The organism is Pantoea sp. BL1 (assembly GCF_000963985.1).
GTDB classification, from domain to species: domain Bacteria; phylum Pseudomonadota; class Gammaproteobacteria; order Enterobacterales; family Enterobacteriaceae; genus Pantoea; species Pantoea rwandensis_B.
Map to the genome: position 1 here is coordinate 26576 of NZ_JZRH01000019.1, position 19866 is coordinate 46441.

Here is a 19866-nt window from a genome sequence, read left to right on the forward strand (position 1 = left end):
CCCTTTGTTGTCGTTTTTATTTCGTCGCGATGAAATCCACCTTATCGGTGTCGATCACGGTGACGCTGACGGTGATTTCCAGCTCGACGCTGTAATTCCGTCGTTCGCGCGCCAGAAAGAAGAACAAGAACTTCTCTGTGCGTACGCTCTCCTGCGCGCGCAGCACCCGCACATCTATGGGTTCAATGCGCAACAGAATCTTTTGGCTGGTGCGCAGCACTTGCTGCTGCACCTTGCTCAGTGCATCGGAAAAAGCTTTCGCTTTGCTGTCGCCTTTGCCCTGCACCGTAACCTGCGTCTCGTATTGCTGTTTCATGCTTAGCTGCCGTGTTTTTTATTCCAGGCCTGCACCAGACGTTCACCCAGCTCTTCTTTATCCATAAAGCCAAAGCCCAGCACGGTGGCGCCTTCGTTGATGGCGGTCACGCCTTCATCAATCGAACGCATACCGTGTTTGGCTTTGTAGCCATATTTGTTTTGCGCAGTGATGGCACCGGCACCGCCGCTGCCGCAGAAAGAGATGCCGAAGTCGGCGTTTTCCGCTTTCATCACATCGCCCAGCTTCATGTCCGCTGCAACGCCCGGCACCACAACAGCACGGCCGCCTGCTTTCTCAATCCCTGCTGCGACTTTCTGACCTTTACCCAGACGATCACCAATCACGACTGTTACCATGTTCAATTCCTCTCGATTTATGCTTCGTTGGATTTCGCCACTTCGATATGCACCGATAGCAGCCAGGCTTCTTCTTTTGGCAGATTGCCAAACAGATCGACCACCTGCTGTGCCAGCGCCATGGTTTCTGGCGAGATGTCTTCAAACAGTTCGGCTTCCACTTCCGGCAAGGCTTCACCCGTGAGCGAACGCGCTGCCATCGCCCGCACATGCGAGGCCAGCATCTGCTGCTGCACGGCGTTGGCTTCGATGTGGTGCGCAGCGTAGATCGCCGCAATTTGCTTCATCACGTTATCCGCCAGCGCCTGAATGGCTTCCGGCGTGCTCTGTTTCAGTGGGACAGCTTCACTCCTCACCTTGCTACTCCTGTTTACTGCGGACAATTAGAGATAATTCGCGTTGAAAAGAAATTACGCTTTCCGCTTCAGGCTGTGGAGACGCATCTTTTCCACCTCAAAGTGGAAATCCCACGGGCGTGTGTGCGCCAGATCGCACTACGCATGAAGTGTGCGAAACAGGTCACAAAAATGCGGGTTATGCCGGGAATCGATGCGTTTAAACGGAGGAAATGCGAGGGGAGATAAGGCCAGCCGCAGGGCTGGCCGGGTTATCAGCGGAATTTCTTATGGTTGGCGTTACGAATATCTTCCAACTTCTTTGCTTCAGTTTTGGCTTCGTCGAGCTTGTTGGCTTTCGCCAACTGATCGACGACATCAATCTGCGCAATCAGAGAATTAAGACCGGCGTGATAATCCTTAATCTGGGCGCTATCGGCAGCCTGACCTTCCAGTTTTTCCGGCGTGGATTTTTTAGCATCCTCCGCCGCCTGGCGCATCTTGCCGAGCGCGGTTTGCATTTCCTGAGCATCAGAGGTTTTCTTCACCACGCTCAGGCCATCTTTCAGGGTATCCATATCACTCTTCAGGTCAGCAGCGAATACGCTAGCTGAAGAGAACAACAGCGAGAGAGACAACATTGCAATCACATGCTTACGCATAAATATTCCTTATTTCCCGTCATATTTCAGGTTCCAGACACGTTGGCCAGGCTCACTCACCTCAGTCACTTACTGATGTCATATCCTGAGGATTCATTCACTTGCCGCCTTTCTGTCACGCGAATAATTTTGGGGGTTTTATTGTCGGGCTAAAAAAAAAGCAGCCTTGCGGGCTGCTTTCATGAAGCGATGTCTTTATTGTCCGGCGATTTTCATCTCCGGCAGCAGCACCGACCCGCATTGTATATTGCTGCGCGTTTCAATGTCGTTACCGAGCGTTACCATATTGAGCCACATATCCTTGAGGTTGCCCGCAATTGTGATCTCGCTCACAGGATATTGGATTTCACCGTTTTCAACCCAGAAGCCTGAGGCACCGCGCGAATAGTCACCGGTCATGGCGCTGACGCTGGAGCCCATCATTTCGGTGACCACTAAACCACGGCCCATCTGCTTCAGCATATCTTCAAAGCTATGCCCCTGGCCCGCAATGCGCCAGTTGTGAATACCGCCCGCATGGCCAGTGCTCTGCAGGCCAAGCTTGCGTGCCGAATAGCTGGTCAGCAGCCAGTTTTGCAGCACGCCATCTTTGATGATGTCGCGCGCCTGAGTGCGGACACCTTCGCTGTCGAACGGCGTAGACGCCAGCCCTTTTAGCAGGTGCGGCTTCTCTTCAATCGTCAGCCACTCAGGCAGGATCTGTTTGCCGAGTGAATCCAGCAGGAAGGTCGCTTTGCGATAGACGCTGCCGCCGCTGATCATGCCGACCAGATGGCCAAACAGACCCGTCGCCACTTCCGGCGCGAAGATCACCGGCGCTTTCATGGTTGGCAGTTTGCGCGGCGCTAAACGGGATAGCACGCGACGTGCACACTCTTGCCCTACCCAATCGGCAGTTTGCAGATCGTCAATAGAGCGGCCGATGGTGTAAGCGTAATCGCGCTCCATGTTGCCATCCTGCTCGGCAATCACGCAGCTGGAGAGCGAATGGCGGCTGGAGCAGTAGCTCTGCAACATGCCGTGGCTGTTACCGAAGACTTTGATGCCGACGTGGCTGTTGAAGCTGCCGCCTTCGGTATTGGTAATGCGCTTGTCAGCCTGCAACGACGCCTGTTCTGCCTGTGCGGCCCATTCGATAGCGCGATCGGCATCGATCTCCCACGGATGGTAAAGATCGAGATCCGGCGCTTCAAATGCCAGCAGATCGGGATCGGCCGGAGCACCAAAAGGATCAACCGAGGTGTAGCGCGCAATGTCGATCGCCGCCTGCACGGTGCGTTTGATGGCATCCGGGCTGAGGTCGGTTGAAGAAGCACTGCCTTTGCGGTTCTGATGATAGACGGTGATGCCAAGTGCACCATCGCTGTTGAATTCGACGTTTTCCACTTCGCCATAGCGGGTACTGACGCCGATGCCGGTGGTTTTGGTCACCGCAACTTCTGCTCCATCGGTGCTGGCTTTCGCCAGTTCCAGCGCCTGCGCGACAGCCTGTTCTAACACTTTACGTTGTTCTGCAACCTGAGTAGATACGTTCATCGACCTGCCGTCTAATCTTAAGTATGAATTTATTGAGTCTATCAGACTCAGAGAACAATTTCGCAGTCGCCCGATAAACTGGTAGGATTAGCCTCTTTTTTTTAGGGAGCCAAGAGATGACCAAGCAGCCCGATGACTGGCTCGACGATGTGCCAGATAATCAAAACGAAGAAGATGAAGACGAAGAGATTATCTGGGTCAGCAAAAGCGAAATTAAACGCGACGCCGAAGAGCTGAAACGCCTGGGCGCCGAGTTAGTGGATCTGGGGAAAAACTCCCTCGACAAAATTCCACTCGACGATGATCTGCGTGCCGCCATTGAGCTGGCACAGCGTATTAAAAAGGAAGGCCGTCGCCGCCAGTTGCAGCTGATCGGTAAGATGTTGCGCGCGCGCGATGAAGATCCGATTCGTCAGGCACTGGATAAGCTGAAGAACCGCCATAACCAGCAGGTGGCGCTGTTCCATAAACTCGAGCAACTGCGCGATCGCATGATCGAGAAAGGCGATGACGCAATCGCGGAAGTGATTAACCTCTATCCGCAGGCCGATCGCCAGCAACTGCGCACCATGATCCGTAATGCGCAGAAAGAGAAAGCCGCTAACAAGCCACCGAAAGCCACCCGTCAGATCTTCCAGTATCTGCGCGAACTGGCCGAGGCGTGAGTTTACCGCGTGCATAAAAAGGGTCGCCAACAGGCGACCCTTTTTAATTTGGGCAGTTAACAGAGCGTCATCAAACCCCGTGGCAACCCCGATTAAAGGGTTGCCACGCCATCAACGTCCCAATCTCTCCAGCAGTTTCTGGTGAATGCCACCAAAGCCGCCGTTACTCATCACCAAAATAGAGTCACCTGGCTGGGCTTCTTTTGCCACCATTTCCACCAGCGTATCGATATCCGCGCTCCACTTCGCCGGCTGGATGCAGGCTTCCGCGACATCAGATACCTGCCATGGAATGTGGTGCGGCTGGAACAGGAACACGTTATCGGCGCGACCCAGTGACGGCGCCAGCTCGTTTTTGCTTACGCCCATTTTCATGGTGTTGGAGCGCGGCTCCAGAACCGCCAGAATACGCGCGGTGCCACCGACCTTGCTGCGCAGCGCCGCCAGCGTCGCCAGGATTGCAGTGGGGTGATGGGCAAAATCGTCATACACCTTGATGGCATTCACTTCACCACGCAGCTCAAGACGACGGCGCGCATTGATAAAGCTGCTAAGCGCCTCACCGGCATCCACCGGCTTCACGCCGACGTGCCGTGCGGCCGCAATCGCCATCAGGCCATTGTGCATGTTGTGCTCGCCGACCAGCGCCCAGTTCACTTCACCGACTTTCTCGCCATCCAGCCAGATTTCCCAGTGGGAGGAGTCCGGTGTCAGCTTTTTCGCCTGCCAGTGGCCGTTGTCGCCAACTGTTTCCTGTTCGCTCCAGCAGCCCATCGCCATCACCTGCTTGAGGTTGTTATCGTGTTCCGGCAGCAGAATCTTGCCCTGGCCCGGCACGATGCGAATCAGGTGATGGAACTGCTTCTGGATCGCGCGCAGATCGTCAAAGATATCGGCGTGATCGAATTCAAGGTTGTTGAGGATCAGTGTGCGCGGGCAGTAATGGACAAATTTGGAACGCTTGTCGAAGAACGCGCTGTCGTATTCATCCGCCTCAATCACGAAGAATGGACTTTTTCCTAATTTTGCCGAAACCTCGAAGTTTCCGGGCACACCACCAATGATGAAGCCCGGTTCAAGGCCACAGGCCTCCAGAATCCACGCTGCCATGCCTGCGGTGGTCGTTTTGCCATGGGTTCCGGCCACGGCCAGCACCCAACGGTCACGCAGCACGAAATCATGCAGCCACTGCGGGCCAGAGAGGTACGGAATGTTACGTTCCAGAACCGCTTCCACACACGGATTGCCGCGCGTCATGGCGTTGCCAATGATCACCAGATCCGGCTGCGGATCGAGCTGACTGGCATCGTAACCTTCTGTCAATTCAATGCCTTGCTGTTCCAGCAAGGTGCTCATCGGCGGATAGACATTGGCGTCAGAGCCGGTCACTTCATGCCCTAGCGAACGGGCCAGCATTGCCAGTCCGCCCATGAAGGTGCCACAAATCCCAAGGATGTGAATGCGCATATAGAGATCCATTACTCAAAAGTTCGGCGCACAGTGTAACCCCGAGCAGAGTGGGAAGAAACGGATTAGGACTATGGTTTTTAAAGTTCAATCGGCTAAACTGCGCTCATACGTTGGTAGCGTGTTACATCTGCTGCCACTCCACCGTAGATTCAGGGAATGTGTTATGAAAACGTTAGGCGAATTCATCGTCGAGAAGCAACACGACTTTCCACACGCCACAGGTGAACTGACGGCGCTGATTTCCTCCATTAAGCTCGGAGCTAAGATTATCCACCGCGACATCAACAAAGCGGGTCTGGTGGATATTCTCGGTGCCAGCGGCGTGGAAAACGTGCAGGGCGAACAGCAGATGAAGCTGGACCTCTTCGCGAATGAAAAATTGAAAGCTGCTCTGAAAGCGCGTGGTGTGGTTGCCGGTATCGCTTCCGAAGAAGAAGATGAGTTCGTGATCTTTGAAGGCTCAGAAGACGGTAAATATGTGGTGTTAATGGATCCGCTGGACGGCTCTTCCAACATCGACGTAAACGTTTCCGTCGGTACCATTTTCTCTATCTACCACCGCATCAGTGAGCCGGGTACGCCGATCACCGAAGCTGACTTTATGCAGCCAGGCAACAAGCAGGTTGCGGCAGGCTATGTGGTTTACGGTTCTTCCACCATGATGGTTTACACCACCGGCGTGGGCGTGCATGCGTTTACTTACGATCCGTCTCTGGGCGTATTCTGCCTGAGCCACGAGCGCATGACCTTCCCGGAGAAAGGCTACACCTACTCCATCAACGAAGGTAACTACATTCGCTTCCCTCAGGGCGTGAAGAAATACCTGAAGTTCTGCCAGGAAGAAGATATCGCTACCAAGCGCCCATACACCTCGCGCTATATCGGTTCACTGGTGGCAGACTTCCACCGTAACCTGCTGAAAGGCGGCATCTATTTGTATCCAAGCACCGCCAGCCACCCGAAAGGCAAGCTGCGTCTGCTGTACGAGTGCAACCCGATGGCATTCCTGGCTGAACAAGCTGGCGGTAAAGCCAGCGATGGCGAGCATCGTATCCTCGATATCCAGCCAGAAACGCTGCACCAGCGCTGCCCGTTCTTCTGCGGCAACGATGCGATGGTGGATGACGTTGAGCGCTTTATCCGTGAGTTCCCGGACAGCCACGAATAAGTTGATGTGGTGTGAAAAAAGCCCGCGACTTTGTCAGCGGGCTTTTTTATTGGCTTATTTTCGGCGCTTTGCCTGCCGATCGATAAGCTCCCCCTGCAGGGAGTAGTAGCGGCTGGGCCAGATTTCATCCGGTGCGACGCCAATCGCTTCAGCAATCAGCCATTCGCCCTTAGGCCAGGGGCGAATTAACGCATTCCCCAACGTAGTGGAACACAAGCCCGCCGCACGGGATACGGCGGCTAATGAAGTCCCTCTCTTGCGTAAGGCAGCAATAATATCGGCCTGATGCCAGTCCTGTTTGCTTTCACCCACGTCACTCTCCTTAGTTCTCGTTATAGGTTGCCATAACGATACTACGTTACTCGTAGTATCTGACAAGCAGCAAATCTACGATTCTCGTAGGCATGAAACCGACCTCTTCCCTGCAAAATACCTTCTGCCGACGCCTGAAACAGGCGCGTCTGGTGAAGGGTTTTTCGCAAAAAGGGTTAGGGATTGCCGCGGGTATTGAAGAGTTTTCCGCCAGTGCGCGCATCAATCGTTATGAAGTCGGTGTGCATCAGCCCGATTTACTGACGCTGCAACTGCTGGCGAAAGCGCTGGATATCCCCGCCGCCTATTTTCTGGCAGAAGATGACCAGTTAGCCGAGATGATCCTGCGCTTTCATGAAGAGGGCTGTGGCAACGCGCCATAGGGCACATTGCACTCTGTTTACGCGGCAACCATACCGAACTGCGCCATATATTCCTGCAACTGCTACACCTCCAGCGACAGCACGGTGTTTTGCTGACTGTAGCATTGAATCTTACAATAATCCTGGCTATAGTATTTTTTACCACAGACAGGACGATATCAAATGGAAATTGAGTTAAGAATTTTCGTCGAGTGGAGCTATAACAAGAAACGAAAGAAATCAAAAATTAGCGATGATGACTTACGCGCAGTTGCAGCCGAGCTTATCGAAGAGATCAAAAATGGATCGACTAAAGCCGCGTTGGGCGGTGGGGTTTTCAAAAAGCGTTTAGGTGACGAGGATAGCGCAAGAACAATTGTTGCGTATCATCATGGAGATAAGCTCTATTTTATCGACGGTTGGGAAAAAAAAGAGATCCCTAAAAATAAGCGTGAGATAGATGATTCTGATTTGAAAGTGTTCAGGCAGATATCCAAAGCGGCTAAAGCTTACACCGCTGAACAAGTTGAAAAGCTAGAGAAAAATCGGATTTACGTAGAGTTACCCTCTATTAATCAGGAGAGTAAAAAATGAGGATTAATAGGCGCGTACTGAAAATGCACGCAATGATGAAGCGCCAGTTTAAGGCGGGTCTGATCTCAGCAGATATGATGCAAGAGGCTGACGCCATCTTTGCAGAAGCAAAGTTAGAGGCGATGAAAGATTCAATCACTGGCGAGCGCATCAAGGCAATGCGCGCACGCGAGAAATTGAGTCAAAGCCAGTTTGCGGAACGTATCGAAGTTTCAACGACTTGCCTCCAGAAATGGGAGCGAGGTGCAACAAAACCTAAAGGGATTGTTGCACTTGCATTGAGGCACATTGAGGCCAAAGGGCTTGATGATTTCTTAGCAGTTTAGACTGCATGAACAAACCCGCCCCAGCGCTGAGGAGTCACCAGTAGCGGGCGGGTATGAAATGACAAGCAAAGAGATCATCAAACAGATCTCGAATAATATCCACTTTCGCATTTCAATAATGAAAAGCTAATAATCCTTAAAATAATTAAGAATGATTTTTTAGCAAAGTAAGGCTTTTATCTCCAAGCCTTAAATAACTTAAAAATTATATCGTAATGATTTAAAGAGTATTAGCCGCCACGCGGAATTGCGCCATCGATTCCTGCAACTGCTGTGACTGCGCTTCCAGCGACTGCGTGGCGGCACTGGCTTCTTCCACCAGCGCGGCGTTTTGCTGCGCGGCTTCATCCATCTGCGTCACCGCCTGATTCACCTGCTCAATCCCGCGGCTCTGCTCTTCCGAGGCAATAGAGATCTCTTTCATCAGTGAGGTGACACGCATCACTTCGCTGGAGATTTCATCCATGGTCTCACCGGCGCGTGTCGCCATGTCGCTGCCCTCTTTGACACGCGTTTGTGATTCGCTGATCAACTCACGAATCTCTTTGGCGGCGGTAGCACTGCGACCGGCCAGCGTACGCACTTCGTTGGCGACCACAGCAAAGCCACGGCCCTGCTCACCAGCACGCGCGGCTTCCACTGAGGCGTTCAGCGCGAGGATATTGGTCTGGAAGGCGATACCATCAATTACGCTGAGGATGTCGCCAATGCGGTTAGAGCTTTGGGTGATCTCCTGCATCTTCTCCATCACGTAACCCACCACCTCTGCGCCACGGTCGGCGCTGGTCGACACATTGCTGGCCAACTGATTGGCCTGCTGAGCGTTACTGGCGTTAAGACGGACGGTGGCGGTCAGCTGCTCCATGCTGGCGGCAGTTTGCTCCAGCGAAGCGGCAGACTCTTCGGTACGCTGCGACAGATGCACCGTGCCCGCCGCCAGTTCACGGCTGCCCACATCAATCTGCATGCTGGCTTCACGCACCTGACTCACCGAATCACGCAGCGCCAGCTGCATATCGGAAAGGGCCTGATTCAGGCGGCCAATTTCATTTTTACCTGCGGCAGGTAAAGGCTGCGAGAGATCGCCCGCCGCAATCTGTTCCAGATGTACGATTGCGTTGTCCAGAGGACGCAGCAGCGAGCGACGCAACAACTGCCAGGCCAGTACAATCAGCACCAGTGTCAGTACCATCACCACGCCAATCATCACCTTCATCCGGACTTCGTTGTCAGCCGCCTGCTTGAGGCGTGCCGCAGAGACTTCATCGGCGTAAATACTGAAATCATTCACCGCCTTCGAATAGTTTGCTGCCAGCTGTGATTGTTTGCCTTCCAGCACCTGATAGTACTCATCGGTGTACTGTTTTTTTAAGGCATCCATCATGGGCGTGATGCCTTCTTTATCGTAGACGCTGTAGGTCGCCACAATCGCATCGGCCAGAGTTTTACCATGCGCTGTTACAGTGCCCGCATCGACAAACGCCTGCAGCAATTTGTGTGAGCTGTCCACAGCAGCCTGCGCCTGCTGAGTGACTTTGGCGCCATCATCCAATAGGCCAATCTCGATTTTGCGCACCGCCAATGCCGCGTTAGCACGTGCGCGCATCAGCTCAGAGCGGCTCTGATACAACTTGTTCAGCTCAATCCCCTGAATGCGGTTCAGCGCGTCCAGAGATTGATTTCCAGCATTAATGGCATAAATGCCCATGGCGCTGACGGCTAACAGCATCACCGTCATGATGGCCAACAACGCAAGTAAAGCGGTACGTATTGATAGTTGTCTGATCATGATCATTCCCGTGTGTATGAAAAGGCAGAACTCCACTGGCCCTAAAACGGAGAGATTATCGGCAGCTGATCGCAGAAACTTTATCCAATGTTGATGGTCAATCTGCCGACGTTCGCTTACCCTTCAGCTTTTCTGAAGTCCGCTGCGCAAAAATGAAGGAATGAAATGATGAAAAAGTGGCTCCCGATTGCCTGTCTGTTCGCCAGTAGTATGGCTATGGCACAGACGCATCCGCTCGACCAGCAGCTGCAGCAGTGTCTGGACAAGGAATCCAGCACCGCAGGCATGTCCCAGTGCTACGGCAGCGCCAATAAGGCCTGGGATAAAGAGATGAATACGCAGTACAACCAGGTGATGAAAAAATTAACTGGCGAACCTAAAGACAAATTACGAGCTGCCCAGCGCGCGTGGCTGGCCTATCGCGACAGTTGGATGGAAGCCAGCCGCAGCTATTTCCTCAGCAGCCAGGGCAGCATGGCAGCGCTTTCTGTTGGGGCGCAGGGGGTCAATCTGGTGCGGAATCAGGCATTGATGTTGCAATCAATGAACAAAGGCAGTTGCGCCAATCCCGATGATTGTTGATAAATGGTGGCGTTAAAAAAACGTCAGCGCAGGCACTGACCTGCGCACCCATCCATCTTCAGGGAGAAATCATGGCTGCTTATGCCTCTACCATCATTCTGGTCTGCCTCGCCGTCCTGAGCTATTTCGTTCATAACAGTGCCGTTACCATTTCCATTCTGATCCTGCTCGCCATCAAGCTGACACCGCTGTCGCAGTTCTTCCCGTATGTGGAAAAACAGGGCATTCAGATCGGTATTATTATTCTGACCGTCGCGGTAATGGCACCACTGGCGAGTGGGACGCTGCCCGCTTCATCCTTGCTCAAGTCATTCGCTAACTGGCAATCGATCGTGGCGATTATTGTGGGGGTGTTTGTGGCTTGGCTGGGCGGACGTGGCGTCAGTTTTATGAGCGTGCAGCCTTCGGTGATTGGTGGATTGTTGATCGGTACGGTGATTGGTGTGGCCTTTTTCCGTGGTGTGCCGGTCGGACCACTGATTGCTGCAGGGATTGTCTCGCTGTTTGTCACCGCTAAGTAGGCCGTTGGAGCATTCCGAAACGCCAAAAAGGGGGCATACTTTCAGAGTCAGTTGGCTATAATAGCCGTCACTCAACATATGACCAATGAAGGAAAGCCAGATGAGTTTGAACCAGGTGCCTGCAGGTAAAGAACTGCCAGAAGATATCTATGTCGTTATCGAGATCCCAGCGAATGCCGATCCGATCAAATATGAAGTGGACAAAGAGTCTGGCGCCCTGTTTGTAGACCGTTTCATGTCTACCGCCATGTTCTATCCGTGCAACTACGGTTACATCAACCACACCCTGTCTCTGGATGGTGATCCGGTTGACGTGCTGGTGCCAACCCCGTATCCGCTGGTGCCGGGCTCAGTGATTCGCTGCCGTCCCGTTGGCGTGCTGAAAATGACCGACGAGTCTGGCGAAGATGCCAAGCTGGTTGCGGTTCCGCACACCAAACTGAGCAAAGAATACGATCACATCAAAGATGTGAACGACCTGCCAGAACTGCTGAAAGCGCAGATCACCCACTTCTTCGAGCACTACAAAGATCTGGAAAAAGGCAAATGGGTTAAAGTTGATGGCTGGGATAACGCTGAAGCGGCCAAAGCTGAAATCATCTCTTCTTACGAGCGCGCACAGAAGAAATAATCTTCTCTGCCTCGCAAGCATAAAAAAACACCGTCCAATGGACGGTGTTTTTATTTATGCCTCGGGTGCGTCGTCGCGCTTTAGCCAGTCACCGCTCGCAATGCGGGTACGACCCGCAATCGAACGCTGATAGACATACAGCCAGGCACTGCCGTAAGGCGTCTGGATGAGTTGGCGTTTGTATTCGCCATTCTTAGTGCGCAAGGCATCAAGTTCGCCAAGCGTGCTGGCGTCGATGCGATACACTTCGCAGAAGACGGTTCCCTCATCTTCAACGACGCCCGGATAGTGACCCAGATTGTAGAGCGCAAACCCCTCAATCTGATGGTCGCCGAGCCATTGCGCATTCGTCATCCAGTGACTGTTTCCCTGTTTGCGCCGTAAACTGCCGTAGACAATTATTCGCATTGCTAAAACTCAAACTGATAGAGCAAATCCAGTGCCTGATCGAGACCGGACACGGCTTCCAAATAGAGTTTGGGCATCAGGCGGTAACGCAAGGTTAACGTCGCCAGTGAATCAAATATGCCAACACCGTATTTTACTTGTAGACCCGGCAGCACATAACCGCTCACCTGCACCTGCTGGCTGTCGCCCACACCGGTGGTATCAAGTGCGAGGTTACTGACGCCGAATGTCTCGCCGATTTTACCCATAACCTGACCACTTTGTGCAACCCCTAACCCCACAAGTGCTGAAGTTAATGCATTACTGTCACCATCGCTGCTGAGTCCCTGACCGCGTAATAAGTAAGAAAGCGCTTCCTGCTGCGACATGGCGGGGTCAGAGAACACCTCGACTTTCGGCTCATCGGCCAGGCCGGTGACGCGAATACCGGCGGTGACATCATCTTCGGTGGCTTCCGGGTTACGTATCGCTTCAAGGTTGACGTACGGCTGATCTGGCGGTCCGGCAAACTGTAGCTCGCCTTTACGCACAATCAAATCCTGCCCGTAAGCATGGAAGCGGCCATCGGGAATATTGATCTGTCCGTTTAAGCCCAGACCGGTTTTATCCTGCACCAGTTTAAGATCGCCATTCAGCTTGGCTTTCAGACCAAAGGCTGACAGCCGCACATCGTTACCGACGTGGATCACCAGGTTACTGTTGATCGGAATGGCGGCGGTCTTCGGCTGAATCGGCTTGAGATCTTTATCCAGCATCACCTCATCCGAGGAGACGCCAGTGGCGCTTTCTGGCACTTCCTGCACCGTAATACGCGCCCACGGAATATCGACCTTACCATCCAGATTAAACGCGGCTGGCGTGGCTTCAAACACCAGGTCTGGCGAAACATCCATACGCACCATCGGCGGCACGGTGACGCGAATACGGTTGCCCTGCGCAGTGATTCGCGCTCGCCAGTTATCCAGCTGGCTCCAGTCGGCATTGCCGCCCAGATTGAGGTTGCCCTGCGTCGTCTGCAACAGACCGTTAAGCGTCGAACTCATGCCATTGAACACCATGTTCAGATTGGCGGAGGTGAGTGTGACCGGCATAAAGCTGGCCTGCACGTTGACATCGCTCAATCCCAACTGGCCAAACACCTGCGGCTGTTGCAGTGTGCCGCCCAGACGCAGGTTACTGTTGAGATTGCCTTTGATCTTCTCGCCCTGCATCAACGCCGGGTTGAACATCGCCAGCGACAGATTGCTGATGCCGATGTTGCCGGACAGCTGGCGACGAGTTTGCGGATCGGCAATCTGCACATTACCGCTCAGCTGGCCGTTGTTGACGATGTGAATCAGCCAGTCGAGTTGGGCACGACCGTTGCGCATCGCGGCATTCAGGTTAAGCGTGTCAAAGGCGATCGGCAGCGTGTTGCCCTGCACGTCTTGTTCGACTTTCACGCCGTTTCCTTTCAGCGATACGGTACCGGTTGGCAGCGCGCCATCGGCGGTCCAGTTCACTCGCGCATCGCCACTGAATACGCCATTAAGCTTGGTCGCATCGGTGAGGAAAGGTTTGATCATCGCCAAATCGAAGCGGTTCAGCACCACATGGGCATGACCGCTGGCCCCGGCTTCAATCGGCTCCGGTACACACAGTTGCGCATTCGGGTTTTGCCAGCAGTGCGGACCGATGGTGGCGGTCTGCTTAGTGTTGAGGTAATCAATCGCCATCGCACGCGTCAGACGCCATTCGCCGACCGGGGTATCAAAGTGCGTGTTGTTGAGATTGCCCTGCCAGCGTTCGGTTTTGCGATCAAAGCTGCCGTTGAGTGCCAACTGACCGGAGACCGGTTCGCCTTCCACGTTCAGCTTGAGCTGATGCTGCTTCTCGTTGCCATCAGCGTTCAGCGTCAGCAGATTGATTTTCAGTGCGTCCTGTTGCAGTTGCTCGACGCGCAGTTGCAGCTTACCGGCGATCTCATCGCTGGATTTCACATCGCCTTCCAGCGCCACACGGCGTATCTGCAATTGCTGCCAGCGCAAGCCGGTTGCCGTGAGATCGGCCAGCAGCTGCGGTGCCTGTAAGGTGCCGCGCGCTTTTACCGTGCCTTTCGCCACACCGCCGAGTCCTGGGAGTGCATTATCCAGATGCGGCGCATCGATGTTGGCGTCGAGATTCAGGGTATCGCCCAGTTCGCCTCTCACATCCAGATGGTTACGGCCTAAAGCGATGTTGATACCCGGGATTTTCCACTGGTTATAGCTGTTGCCGGTGAGTGAGCCATTGGCGCTGACGGCGTTCTGCTTCACGTTCCCTTTCAGCTCCAGCTGCGGCACGCTCAGCTGCCAGCTGCCGCCGTACAGGCTGCCACGCGTGGCGATTTTGCCGTCGAGTTTGGCAGGCCAGTCCGGGTACTGTTTGGCGGTGTTGATGCCGGAGAGCGTCAATTCGCTGCGCCAGCTAATGGCTTTGCTCCAGTCCACCAGCGCGGTTAAATCAACGTTACCCTGCAGTGCCGCCACGCGCAGCTTGTCCAGGCTGAACTGCTGCACGTTGCCTTTGCCATCAAGTGAAATGGTCGCCGGCGGCACGGCTTCGCCTTTCACAGCGGTGCGCAGTGACATCACATAATCAGTGGCTTTGCCTTTGAACTGATAATCGAGGTTATCCGCCTGATACTGCACCGGGCCGGTCAGCGGCCAGCGCAATTCCGGGCTGGTGAGTTTCAGTGACAGTGGCAGCCCCGCCACCGCCGGTTGCGCGGCGGCATCCAGCTGTGCGCGGACCGGGCCAGAGAGATTCAGCCCCAGCTTCAGCTCTTCACGCATCGCGCCGCTGAGATTCATTTTGATCTTCTCGCCCTTGATCGGATCGAGATTTAACGATCCGCTGAGCGCGAAATTCACCGGCCAGTTATCCGCCAGCTGCGCATCACCGCTGGCGTTCAACTGCCCTTGCGGTGAATCGATGTCAAAGGTTTCTAACTGAAGATGGCGGTCAGCGGTTTTGGCTTTCAGCAACAGACGGGTAATCGACACATCGGTATCGCCGGTCAAGCGCAGCTGTTCGCCGAGCAGCTCCTGTACGGTGATATCCAAAGGCAGCTGGAAGTCAGGCAGTTCGGGTAACAGCGGTTTAGCGAACATCTCTTGCAGCGTTTCACCCAAGGGTTTCTCATCCGGCTGCGGCTGTTGCACTTTCGGCTGCACCACTTGCTCATCAACCACTTTCGCCGCCTTCGGCAGCGCAATCAGCAGACTTTGAATATGCGTTGGGGTTAACGTCAACGCGCGCCCCTGCCAGTTAAGGCCGGTGGTGAAGTCCAGCAGCGAGATGGACGTGTCATCCACTTTGACATTGATGTTATGCAGGCCGATCTTGCTGAGCGTAATCGGATACGGCGTGGTCAGGTTGGTGCTACCGCTCTCTTCCTGCGGCGGGGGCGCAGCGGCCGGGGCCATTTTCTTGCTGTCGACCACCACGCTGACATCCTGCAAGCCGATGTCATTCACGCACACCGACGAGTGCAGCAGGCAGTTGAGATTGAGCGCCAGATGGAAACGTCCAGCATCCACGCTCACGCCCGGCATCTCATACTTCACACCACTCAGCGTCAGATCGCGCCAGCCACCTTCAACTTTGTTGATCGATAAACCGGGTACCCAGCGATCGGCACCTTTCAGCACCAGATGCAATCCGGGTGTGGTGCCAATCAAAAACGCCACACTGCCAAACAGCACCACCAGAAAAATACCGAATCCAATCAGGACCTTTTTCCACAGCTTCATAGTTCAGGCCCCAGTCCTACATAGAATTGCAAACCATGTTCCTTGTCATCGCCAATCGGCCGCGCGATATCAAATTTGATTGGCCCGACCGGAGAAGCCCAGCGCACGCCAACACCGGCACCAGTTTTAAAATCACTCTGTTTGATGTCGTTTACCGCTTCACCGGAATCAACAAACACCGCGCCCCACCACTTGCCGGTCACGTTGTATTGATACTCCAGCGAGCCGGTGGCCATTTTGGAGGCACCAGTCAGTTTGCCGTCACTGTCGCGCGGCGAGACATCTTTGTATTTATAGCCGCGAATACTGCGGTCGCCCCCGGCGAAGAAGCGCAGGTCTGGTGGGACTTTGTCGAAGTTATTGGTTTCGATCCAGCCCAGATTTCCGCGTGCCACAAAACGGTTCTTATCACCGATCATGCGGATCCAGACGTTTTGCGCCTGCAGGATCAGGAAGTCGACATCCGATCCCCAGGTAGTATCGGAGACATCGACGGAATAACGCTGCGAGTCGCCCCAGGTCGGCATCAAGCCACCGCGCGAACGCGTGCGGCTCAAACTCACGCCTGGATAGAGCAGCATGGTGGTGTTGGTGACACTGCCTTGGGTGAAGTGATCGAGACTCCACTTCAGGTTAACCGCGCGCTGCCAGCCGGAGCTGCTGTCCCAGTTACGCGAAACGCCCAGCGTGGTGGTGTCCGCTTTGGTGTCGTTGAGATCGGTACGCTTCAAACCACCCGAGAAGGTGTAATACTGCTCCAGCGGGCTTTTCAGCAAGGGCACTTTATAGCTGAGATCGAGCTGTTGTTCAGGCGCGGAAATATAGGAACTGGCAGTCAGGCTATGACCGCTGCTGTTAATCCACGGCTTTTTCCACGTGCCTTTCAGGCGCGGGCCGACATCGGTGGAATAGCCCACACCGGCTTCGATGGTGTTCTCAACCCGTGGCGATACCGCCGCATTGAGCGGCAGCACTTTGGTTTGACGGCCCTTGTCGAATTCGGGGGCGACGACCACCGAGTTAAACCAACCCGTGGCGGATAAACGACGGTTTAATTCCGCCAAATCGCGCGAGCTGTAAGGGTCGCCCTTTTTGAACGGCACCAGATTACGCAGATAGGCTTCGTTGATTTGCGAGCCCTGGAAGCTGACATCGCCAAAACGGTAGCGCGGGCCACTGTCGTAGTCGATATCCCAGAATGCTTCGCGTCTTTCGACCGAAACGCCAAGCTGGCTTTGCTTAAAGTCACCGTCGAAGTAACCATTACGCAGTGCCAGGCTGGAGAAGCCATTTTTAAATTTGTCGTATTCGCCGTGATTGAGTTGGGTGCCAACTTTCGGCGTGCCCTGCTTCACCCAGGCTTTATAATCATCATCGTTTTTCGCCGCCCCTTCGACCACAATGTGGCTGCCACCGATCTTCACCGGTTCACCCGGTTTGACGTGGGCGATCAGCACCGGTCTGCCACCCTGCGGCGGTGCAGGACGCGATTCGAAATCGATTTCGGGTTCGTAATAACCGAGTGCCCGCAAACCTTCCTTGATAGCCTGTGAAACACGAGCCTGGAAGCGCCCATCGCTCGACACTTCGTCAGTACCAATGGTGGACAAGCGTGCCCTGACGTTCTTTTGTAAATCCCCGGTTAGCCCTTCAAGCTGCAGGCGCACTTTCGCTGCCTCAACGGCAGGTGCAGCAAGCAACAGGCTGGCCAAACAATAAATATGCAATCGCGGCACGCGTACTCCTGTTAATAATGCCTGCCCCTTATTCCGCAGGGGCGTTATTTCTCATCGGAGGCTATCACCACCACTCGCTTACCCATCAGCATAGCCGCTCTTTTTGGCGGATGGCTGAGGAAAAATGGTCACTAAGCCAAATCATTTACTATTGTCGGTAAATGGGGGGATCGATACAACACCGAAGCCGCACTTCTGCGATAGAGAGGGGCGCACTCGGATTATTCCGACCTCCTTGTGCGCGCCTCTGGCGGCGGCATAAGCGCTGCTGCTATAATCAGCACCCAGCAGGCATGACCTGCTTTCCTTTCTGCCCCGACGTTAACGTTCCTTGTCGAAATGGCGCAGACATTTTTGGCACGGATAGCTCTGTATGACAGGTGAATACTGGATGTTTCCCTGCGCTGCCCAGGCCAAAAATGACAAGTGATTAACCCAACGGATCTTTTATGCTCGATAGCTTACTTGTCATTCTTTTACTGATTGTGATCAGTTCATTCTTTTCTCTTTCGGAGATCTCGCTGGCGGCTGCCCGTAAGATCAAACTCAAACTGCTCGCCGATGAAGGCAACATCAATGCGCAGCGCGTGCTGAAAATGCAGGAACAGCCTGGCATGTTCTTCACCGTGGTGCAGATTGGCCTCAATGCCGTGGCCATCCTCGGTGGTATTGTCGGTGATGCCGCGTTTTCCCCCGCCTTCAGCAGTTTATTTAGCCGCTTTATGGCCCCTGAACTGGCCGATCAGCTCAGCTTTATCTGTTCCTTCACCGTCGTCACCAGCCTGTTTATTTTGTTTGCCGATTTAACGCCGAAGCGCGTGGGGATGATCGCGCCAGAAGCGGTGGCGCTGCGCATCATCAATCCGATGCGCTTCTGCTTGCTGGTGATGCGCCCGCTGGTGTGGCTGTTTAACGGGCTGGCCAACGTGTTTTTCCGCATCTTCAAGCTGCCGATGGTGCGTAAAGACGACATCACCTCCGACGATATTTACGCGGTGGTGGAAGCCGGTGCGCTGGCTGGCGTGCTGCGTAAACAGGAACACGAACTGATCGAAAACGTGTTTGAGCTGGAATCGCGTACCGTGCCGTCTTCGATGACGTCACGCGAGAACGTGGTGTGGTTTGATCTGCACGAAGATGAAAACAGCCTCAAAACCAAAATCGCCCAGCATCCGCACTCTAAATTCCTGGTGTGTGATGGCGACATTGACCATATCGTCGGCTATGTCGATTCCAAAGAGCTGCTGCTGCGCGTGCTGGGCAATCAAAGCCTGACCCTGAGCAGCGGCGTGCAGATTCGCTCTGCACTGATTGTGCCGGACACGTTAACGCTCTCTGAAGCGCTGGAAAGCTTTAAAACTGCGGGCGAAGACTTCGCGGTCATCATGAACGAATACGCGTTGGTGGTGGGGATCATTACCCTCAACGACGTGATGACCACGCTGATGGGTGATTTGGTCGGCCAGGGTCAGGAAGAGCAGATTGTGGCGCGTGATGAGAACTCATGGCTGGTTGAAGGCGGCACACCGATTGATGACGTGATGCGTGTGCTGGATATCGATGATTTCCCGCAGTCCGGCAACTATGAAACCATTGGTGGTTTCATGATGTACATGCTGCGCAAAATCCCGAAACGCACCGATTTCGTCAAGTTCTCAGGTTACAAGTTTGAAGTGGTGGATATCGACAGTTATCGCATCGACCAACTGCTGGTGACGCGTATTGACGATCGTCCGCCGGTGCTGAGTGTGACGAAGAGCGCCACTGATGAGCTGGAGTCGCCATAGTACCGGGCGGCAGAAAAAAACAAGGCGCGATTTCTCGCGCCGCTACTGAGGGCGCCTGATTGCATGGCGCCCTTTCTTTTTACTGCTTAGTTGTACTCGGCTTGCAAACGCAGGACCTGGCGGTTGATCTCGGACATCACGCTAAGGTGCTGTTTATCTTTGACGCGGGGCAACATCACTTTGCCTTTATCGAACTCAAACGCGCCAACATCCTTGATATACAACCTTCCTTTAAACAGCGTTTTTACGTATTTCGCAATTTGCAGCGGATTATAGCGCTGGAAGATTTTCATACTGTCTAACTCCTGAACAGATGTACTACGCTTCGTCGTTGCCAAATCCGGTACGAACCCATGAAGCGCAAATGAGGCATAACTATAGAACACCAATCGTTACGTATGTTCCGAAAAGGTGAATTTTTTACTGAATTGACACATTATTACAGAACACTCTGTTATACCGTTCACAAAACCCAGTATAAACCTTCACTCATTAAGGAATTGTGGCGTGGGTTGCAAAGCTGTTAACTCATCG

21 protein-coding genes are annotated in these 19866 nt (G+C 53.8%); 9 read left to right on the top strand and 12 right to left on the bottom strand.

From position 1 onward, the window contains the following. Positions 1-16: 16 nt before the first annotated feature. The 5 genes from VH86_RS10885 to pmbA all read right to left on the bottom strand — a co-directional run bounded on the left by VH86_RS10885 (position 17) and on the right by pmbA (position 3208). Complete coding sequence (locus tag VH86_RS10885) at positions 17-316, bottom strand: DUF4312 family protein (RefSeq protein WP_034829228.1); 300 nt, start codon at positions 314-316, stop codon at positions 17-19. Positions 317-318: 2 nt separating this feature from the next. Beyond that, a complete protein-coding gene (locus tag VH86_RS10890; RefSeq protein ID WP_009087404.1) occupies positions 319-675 on the bottom strand; it encodes an SFCGS family glycine-rich protein in 357 nt (118 codons plus the stop codon). Positions 676-692: 17 nt separating this feature from the next. Beyond that, the gene (locus VH86_RS10895; protein WP_038644494.1) at positions 693-1031 is read right to left on the bottom strand and encodes a glycine dehydrogenase; all 339 of its coding nucleotides are present in this window, start codon (positions 1029-1031) and stop codon (positions 693-695) included. 254 nt (positions 1032-1285) lie between these two features. Beyond that, positions 1286-1672, bottom strand: a complete 387-nt coding sequence (cybC, locus tag VH86_RS10900; RefSeq protein ID WP_045832882.1) for a cytochrome b562 — start codon at positions 1670-1672, stop codon at positions 1286-1288. Positions 1673-1867: 195 nt separating this feature from the next. After that, entirely contained in the window at positions 1868-3208 is a 1341-nt protein-coding gene (gene pmbA, locus VH86_RS10905) for a metalloprotease PmbA (protein ID WP_045816560.1), read from the bottom strand. Between the two features lie 116 nt (positions 3209-3324). On the opposite strand from pmbA, the gene yjgA reads away from it, so the two are divergent. After that, on the top strand, positions 3325-3873 hold the full coding sequence (gene yjgA / locus VH86_RS10910; RefSeq protein ID WP_034829237.1) for a ribosome biogenesis factor YjgA: 549 nt from the start codon (positions 3325-3327) through the stop codon (positions 3871-3873). 111 nt (positions 3874-3984) lie between these two features. Here the strand turns inward: yjgA and mpl are convergent, their stop codons facing one another. Then, complete coding sequence (gene mpl / locus VH86_RS10915) at positions 3985-5340, bottom strand: UDP-N-acetylmuramate:L-alanyl-gamma-D-glutamyl-meso-diaminopimelate ligase (protein WP_045832883.1); 1356 nt, start codon at positions 5338-5340, stop codon at positions 3985-3987. A 166-nt stretch (positions 5341-5506) separates the two neighbouring features. Between mpl and fbp the strand changes: the two genes are divergently transcribed. Beyond that, positions 5507-6511 (top strand): class 1 fructose-bisphosphatase, encoded by a 1005-nt coding sequence (gene fbp / locus VH86_RS10920; RefSeq protein ID WP_038644485.1) that lies wholly within the window; start codon positions 5507-5509, stop codon positions 6509-6511. Between the two features lie 54 nt (positions 6512-6565). On the opposite strand, the gene VH86_RS10925 is transcribed toward fbp, so the two are convergent. Continuing rightward, positions 6566-6823: a helix-turn-helix transcriptional regulator gene (locus VH86_RS10925; protein WP_045832884.1), complete on the bottom strand. Its 258-nt coding sequence runs from the start codon at positions 6821-6823 to the stop codon at positions 6566-6568. A 92-nt stretch (positions 6824-6915) separates the two neighbouring features. Here VH86_RS10925 and VH86_RS10930 point away from each other — a divergent pair, with 92 nt between their 5' ends. The 3 genes from VH86_RS10930 to VH86_RS24695 all read left to right on the top strand — a co-directional run bounded on the left by VH86_RS10930 (position 6916) and on the right by VH86_RS24695 (position 8105). Beyond that, on the top strand, positions 6916-7206 hold the full coding sequence (locus VH86_RS10930; protein ID WP_045832885.1) for a helix-turn-helix domain-containing protein: 291 nt from the start codon (positions 6916-6918) through the stop codon (positions 7204-7206). A gap of 162 nt (positions 7207-7368) precedes the next feature. Next, entirely contained in the window at positions 7369-7779 is a 411-nt protein-coding gene (locus VH86_RS10935) for a type II toxin-antitoxin system RelE/ParE family toxin (protein WP_045832886.1), read from the top strand. Between the two features lie 32 nt (positions 7780-7811). Then, entirely contained in the window at positions 7812-8105 is a 294-nt protein-coding gene (locus VH86_RS24695) for a DNA-binding transcriptional regulator (protein WP_197080210.1), read from the top strand. 220 nt (positions 8106-8325) lie between these two features. Here the strand turns inward: VH86_RS24695 and VH86_RS10945 are convergent, their stop codons facing one another. Further along, positions 8326-9891 (bottom strand): methyl-accepting chemotaxis protein, encoded by a 1566-nt coding sequence (locus VH86_RS10945; RefSeq protein WP_045832915.1) that lies wholly within the window; start codon positions 9889-9891, stop codon positions 8326-8328. A 171-nt stretch (positions 9892-10062) separates the two neighbouring features. On the opposite strand from VH86_RS10945, the gene VH86_RS10950 reads away from it, so the two are divergent. From VH86_RS10950 to ppa, 3 genes are all read left to right on the top strand, one after another. Continuing rightward, complete coding sequence (locus VH86_RS10950; RefSeq protein ID WP_045816555.1) at positions 10063-10476, top strand: lysozyme inhibitor LprI family protein; 414 nt, start codon at positions 10063-10065, stop codon at positions 10474-10476. Positions 10477-10547: 71 nt separating this feature from the next. Then, a complete protein-coding gene (locus VH86_RS10955) occupies positions 10548-10997 on the top strand; it encodes a DUF441 domain-containing protein (protein WP_038644476.1) in 450 nt (149 codons plus the stop codon). 100 nt (positions 10998-11097) lie between these two features. Further along, positions 11098-11628: an inorganic diphosphatase gene (gene ppa / locus VH86_RS10960; RefSeq protein WP_034829250.1), complete on the top strand. Its 531-nt coding sequence runs from the start codon at positions 11098-11100 to the stop codon at positions 11626-11628. A 54-nt stretch (positions 11629-11682) separates the two neighbouring features. Here ppa and VH86_RS10965 read toward each other — a convergent pair whose 3' ends face one another. The 3 genes from VH86_RS10965 to VH86_RS10975 are packed head-to-tail and all read right to left on the bottom strand — an operon-like array spanning position 11683 to position 17545. Beyond that, the gene (locus VH86_RS10965) at positions 11683-12036 is read right to left on the bottom strand and encodes a gamma-glutamylcyclotransferase (RefSeq protein ID WP_034829253.1); all 354 of its coding nucleotides are present in this window, start codon (positions 12034-12036) and stop codon (positions 11683-11685) included. Between the two features lie 2 nt (positions 12037-12038). Further along, positions 12039-15809, bottom strand: a complete 3771-nt coding sequence (locus VH86_RS10970) for a translocation/assembly module TamB domain-containing protein (protein ID WP_045832887.1) — start codon at positions 15807-15809, stop codon at positions 12039-12041. After that, complete coding sequence (locus VH86_RS10975) at positions 15806-17545, bottom strand: autotransporter assembly complex family protein (RefSeq protein ID WP_045832888.1); 1740 nt, start codon at positions 17543-17545, stop codon at positions 15806-15808. The genes VH86_RS10970 and VH86_RS10975 overlap by 4 nt, the downstream gene beginning before the upstream one ends. Positions 17546-17994: 449 nt before the next feature. Between VH86_RS10975 and VH86_RS10980 the strand changes: the two genes are divergently transcribed. Then, the gene (locus tag VH86_RS10980; RefSeq protein ID WP_034829259.1) at positions 17995-19332 is read left to right on the top strand and encodes a hemolysin family protein; all 1338 of its coding nucleotides are present in this window, start codon (positions 17995-17997) and stop codon (positions 19330-19332) included. An 86-nt stretch (positions 19333-19418) separates the two neighbouring features. Here VH86_RS10980 and VH86_RS10985 read toward each other — a convergent pair whose 3' ends face one another. Beyond that, positions 19419-19625, bottom strand: coding sequence for a DUF1107 domain-containing protein (locus VH86_RS10985; RefSeq protein ID WP_031280153.1), 207 nt, complete (start codon positions 19623-19625; stop codon positions 19419-19421). Between the last annotated feature and the right edge of the window lie 241 nt (positions 19626-19866).

Coding starts and splice junctions, on each gene's coding strand:
- VH86_RS10970 (WP_045832887.1), bottom strand. CDS start 15,809: ATGAAGCTGTGGAAAAAGGTCCTGATTGGATTCGGTATTTTTCTGGTG.
- VH86_RS10885 (WP_034829228.1), bottom strand. CDS start 316: ATGAAACAGCAATACGAGACGCAGGTTACGGTGCAGGGCAAAGGCGAC.
- VH86_RS24695 (WP_197080210.1), top strand. CDS start 7,812: ATGATGAAGCGCCAGTTTAAGGCGGGTCTGATCTCAGCAGATATGATG.
- VH86_RS10930 (WP_045832885.1), top strand. CDS start 6,916: ATGAAACCGACCTCTTCCCTGCAAAATACCTTCTGCCGACGCCTGAAA.
- yjgA (WP_034829237.1), top strand. CDS start 3,325: ATGACCAAGCAGCCCGATGACTGGCTCGACGATGTGCCAGATAATCAA.
- ppa (WP_034829250.1), top strand. CDS start 11,098: ATGAGTTTGAACCAGGTGCCTGCAGGTAAAGAACTGCCAGAAGATATC.
- VH86_RS10935 (WP_045832886.1), top strand. CDS start 7,369: ATGGAAATTGAGTTAAGAATTTTCGTCGAGTGGAGCTATAACAAGAAA.
- fbp (WP_038644485.1), top strand. CDS start 5,507: ATGAAAACGTTAGGCGAATTCATCGTCGAGAAGCAACACGACTTTCCA.
- VH86_RS10985 (WP_031280153.1), bottom strand. CDS start 19,625: ATGAAAATCTTCCAGCGCTATAATCCGCTGCAAATTGCGAAATACGTA.
- VH86_RS10950 (WP_045816555.1), top strand. CDS start 10,063: ATGAAAAAGTGGCTCCCGATTGCCTGTCTGTTCGCCAGTAGTATGGCT.
- VH86_RS10965 (WP_034829253.1), bottom strand. CDS start 12,036: ATGCGAATAATTGTCTACGGCAGTTTACGGCGCAAACAGGGAAACAGT.
- cybC (WP_045832882.1), bottom strand. CDS start 1,672: ATGCGTAAGCATGTGATTGCAATGTTGTCTCTCTCGCTGTTGTTCTCT.
- VH86_RS10890 (WP_009087404.1), bottom strand. CDS start 675: ATGGTAACAGTCGTGATTGGTGATCGTCTGGGTAAAGGTCAGAAAGTC.
- mpl (WP_045832883.1), bottom strand. CDS start 5,340: ATGCGCATTCACATCCTTGGGATTTGTGGCACCTTCATGGGCGGACTG.
- VH86_RS10955 (WP_038644476.1), top strand. CDS start 10,548: ATGGCTGCTTATGCCTCTACCATCATTCTGGTCTGCCTCGCCGTCCTG.
- VH86_RS10980 (WP_034829259.1), top strand. CDS start 17,995: ATGCTCGATAGCTTACTTGTCATTCTTTTACTGATTGTGATCAGTTCA.
- pmbA (WP_045816560.1), bottom strand. CDS start 3,208: ATGAACGTATCTACTCAGGTTGCAGAACAACGTAAAGTGTTAGAACAG.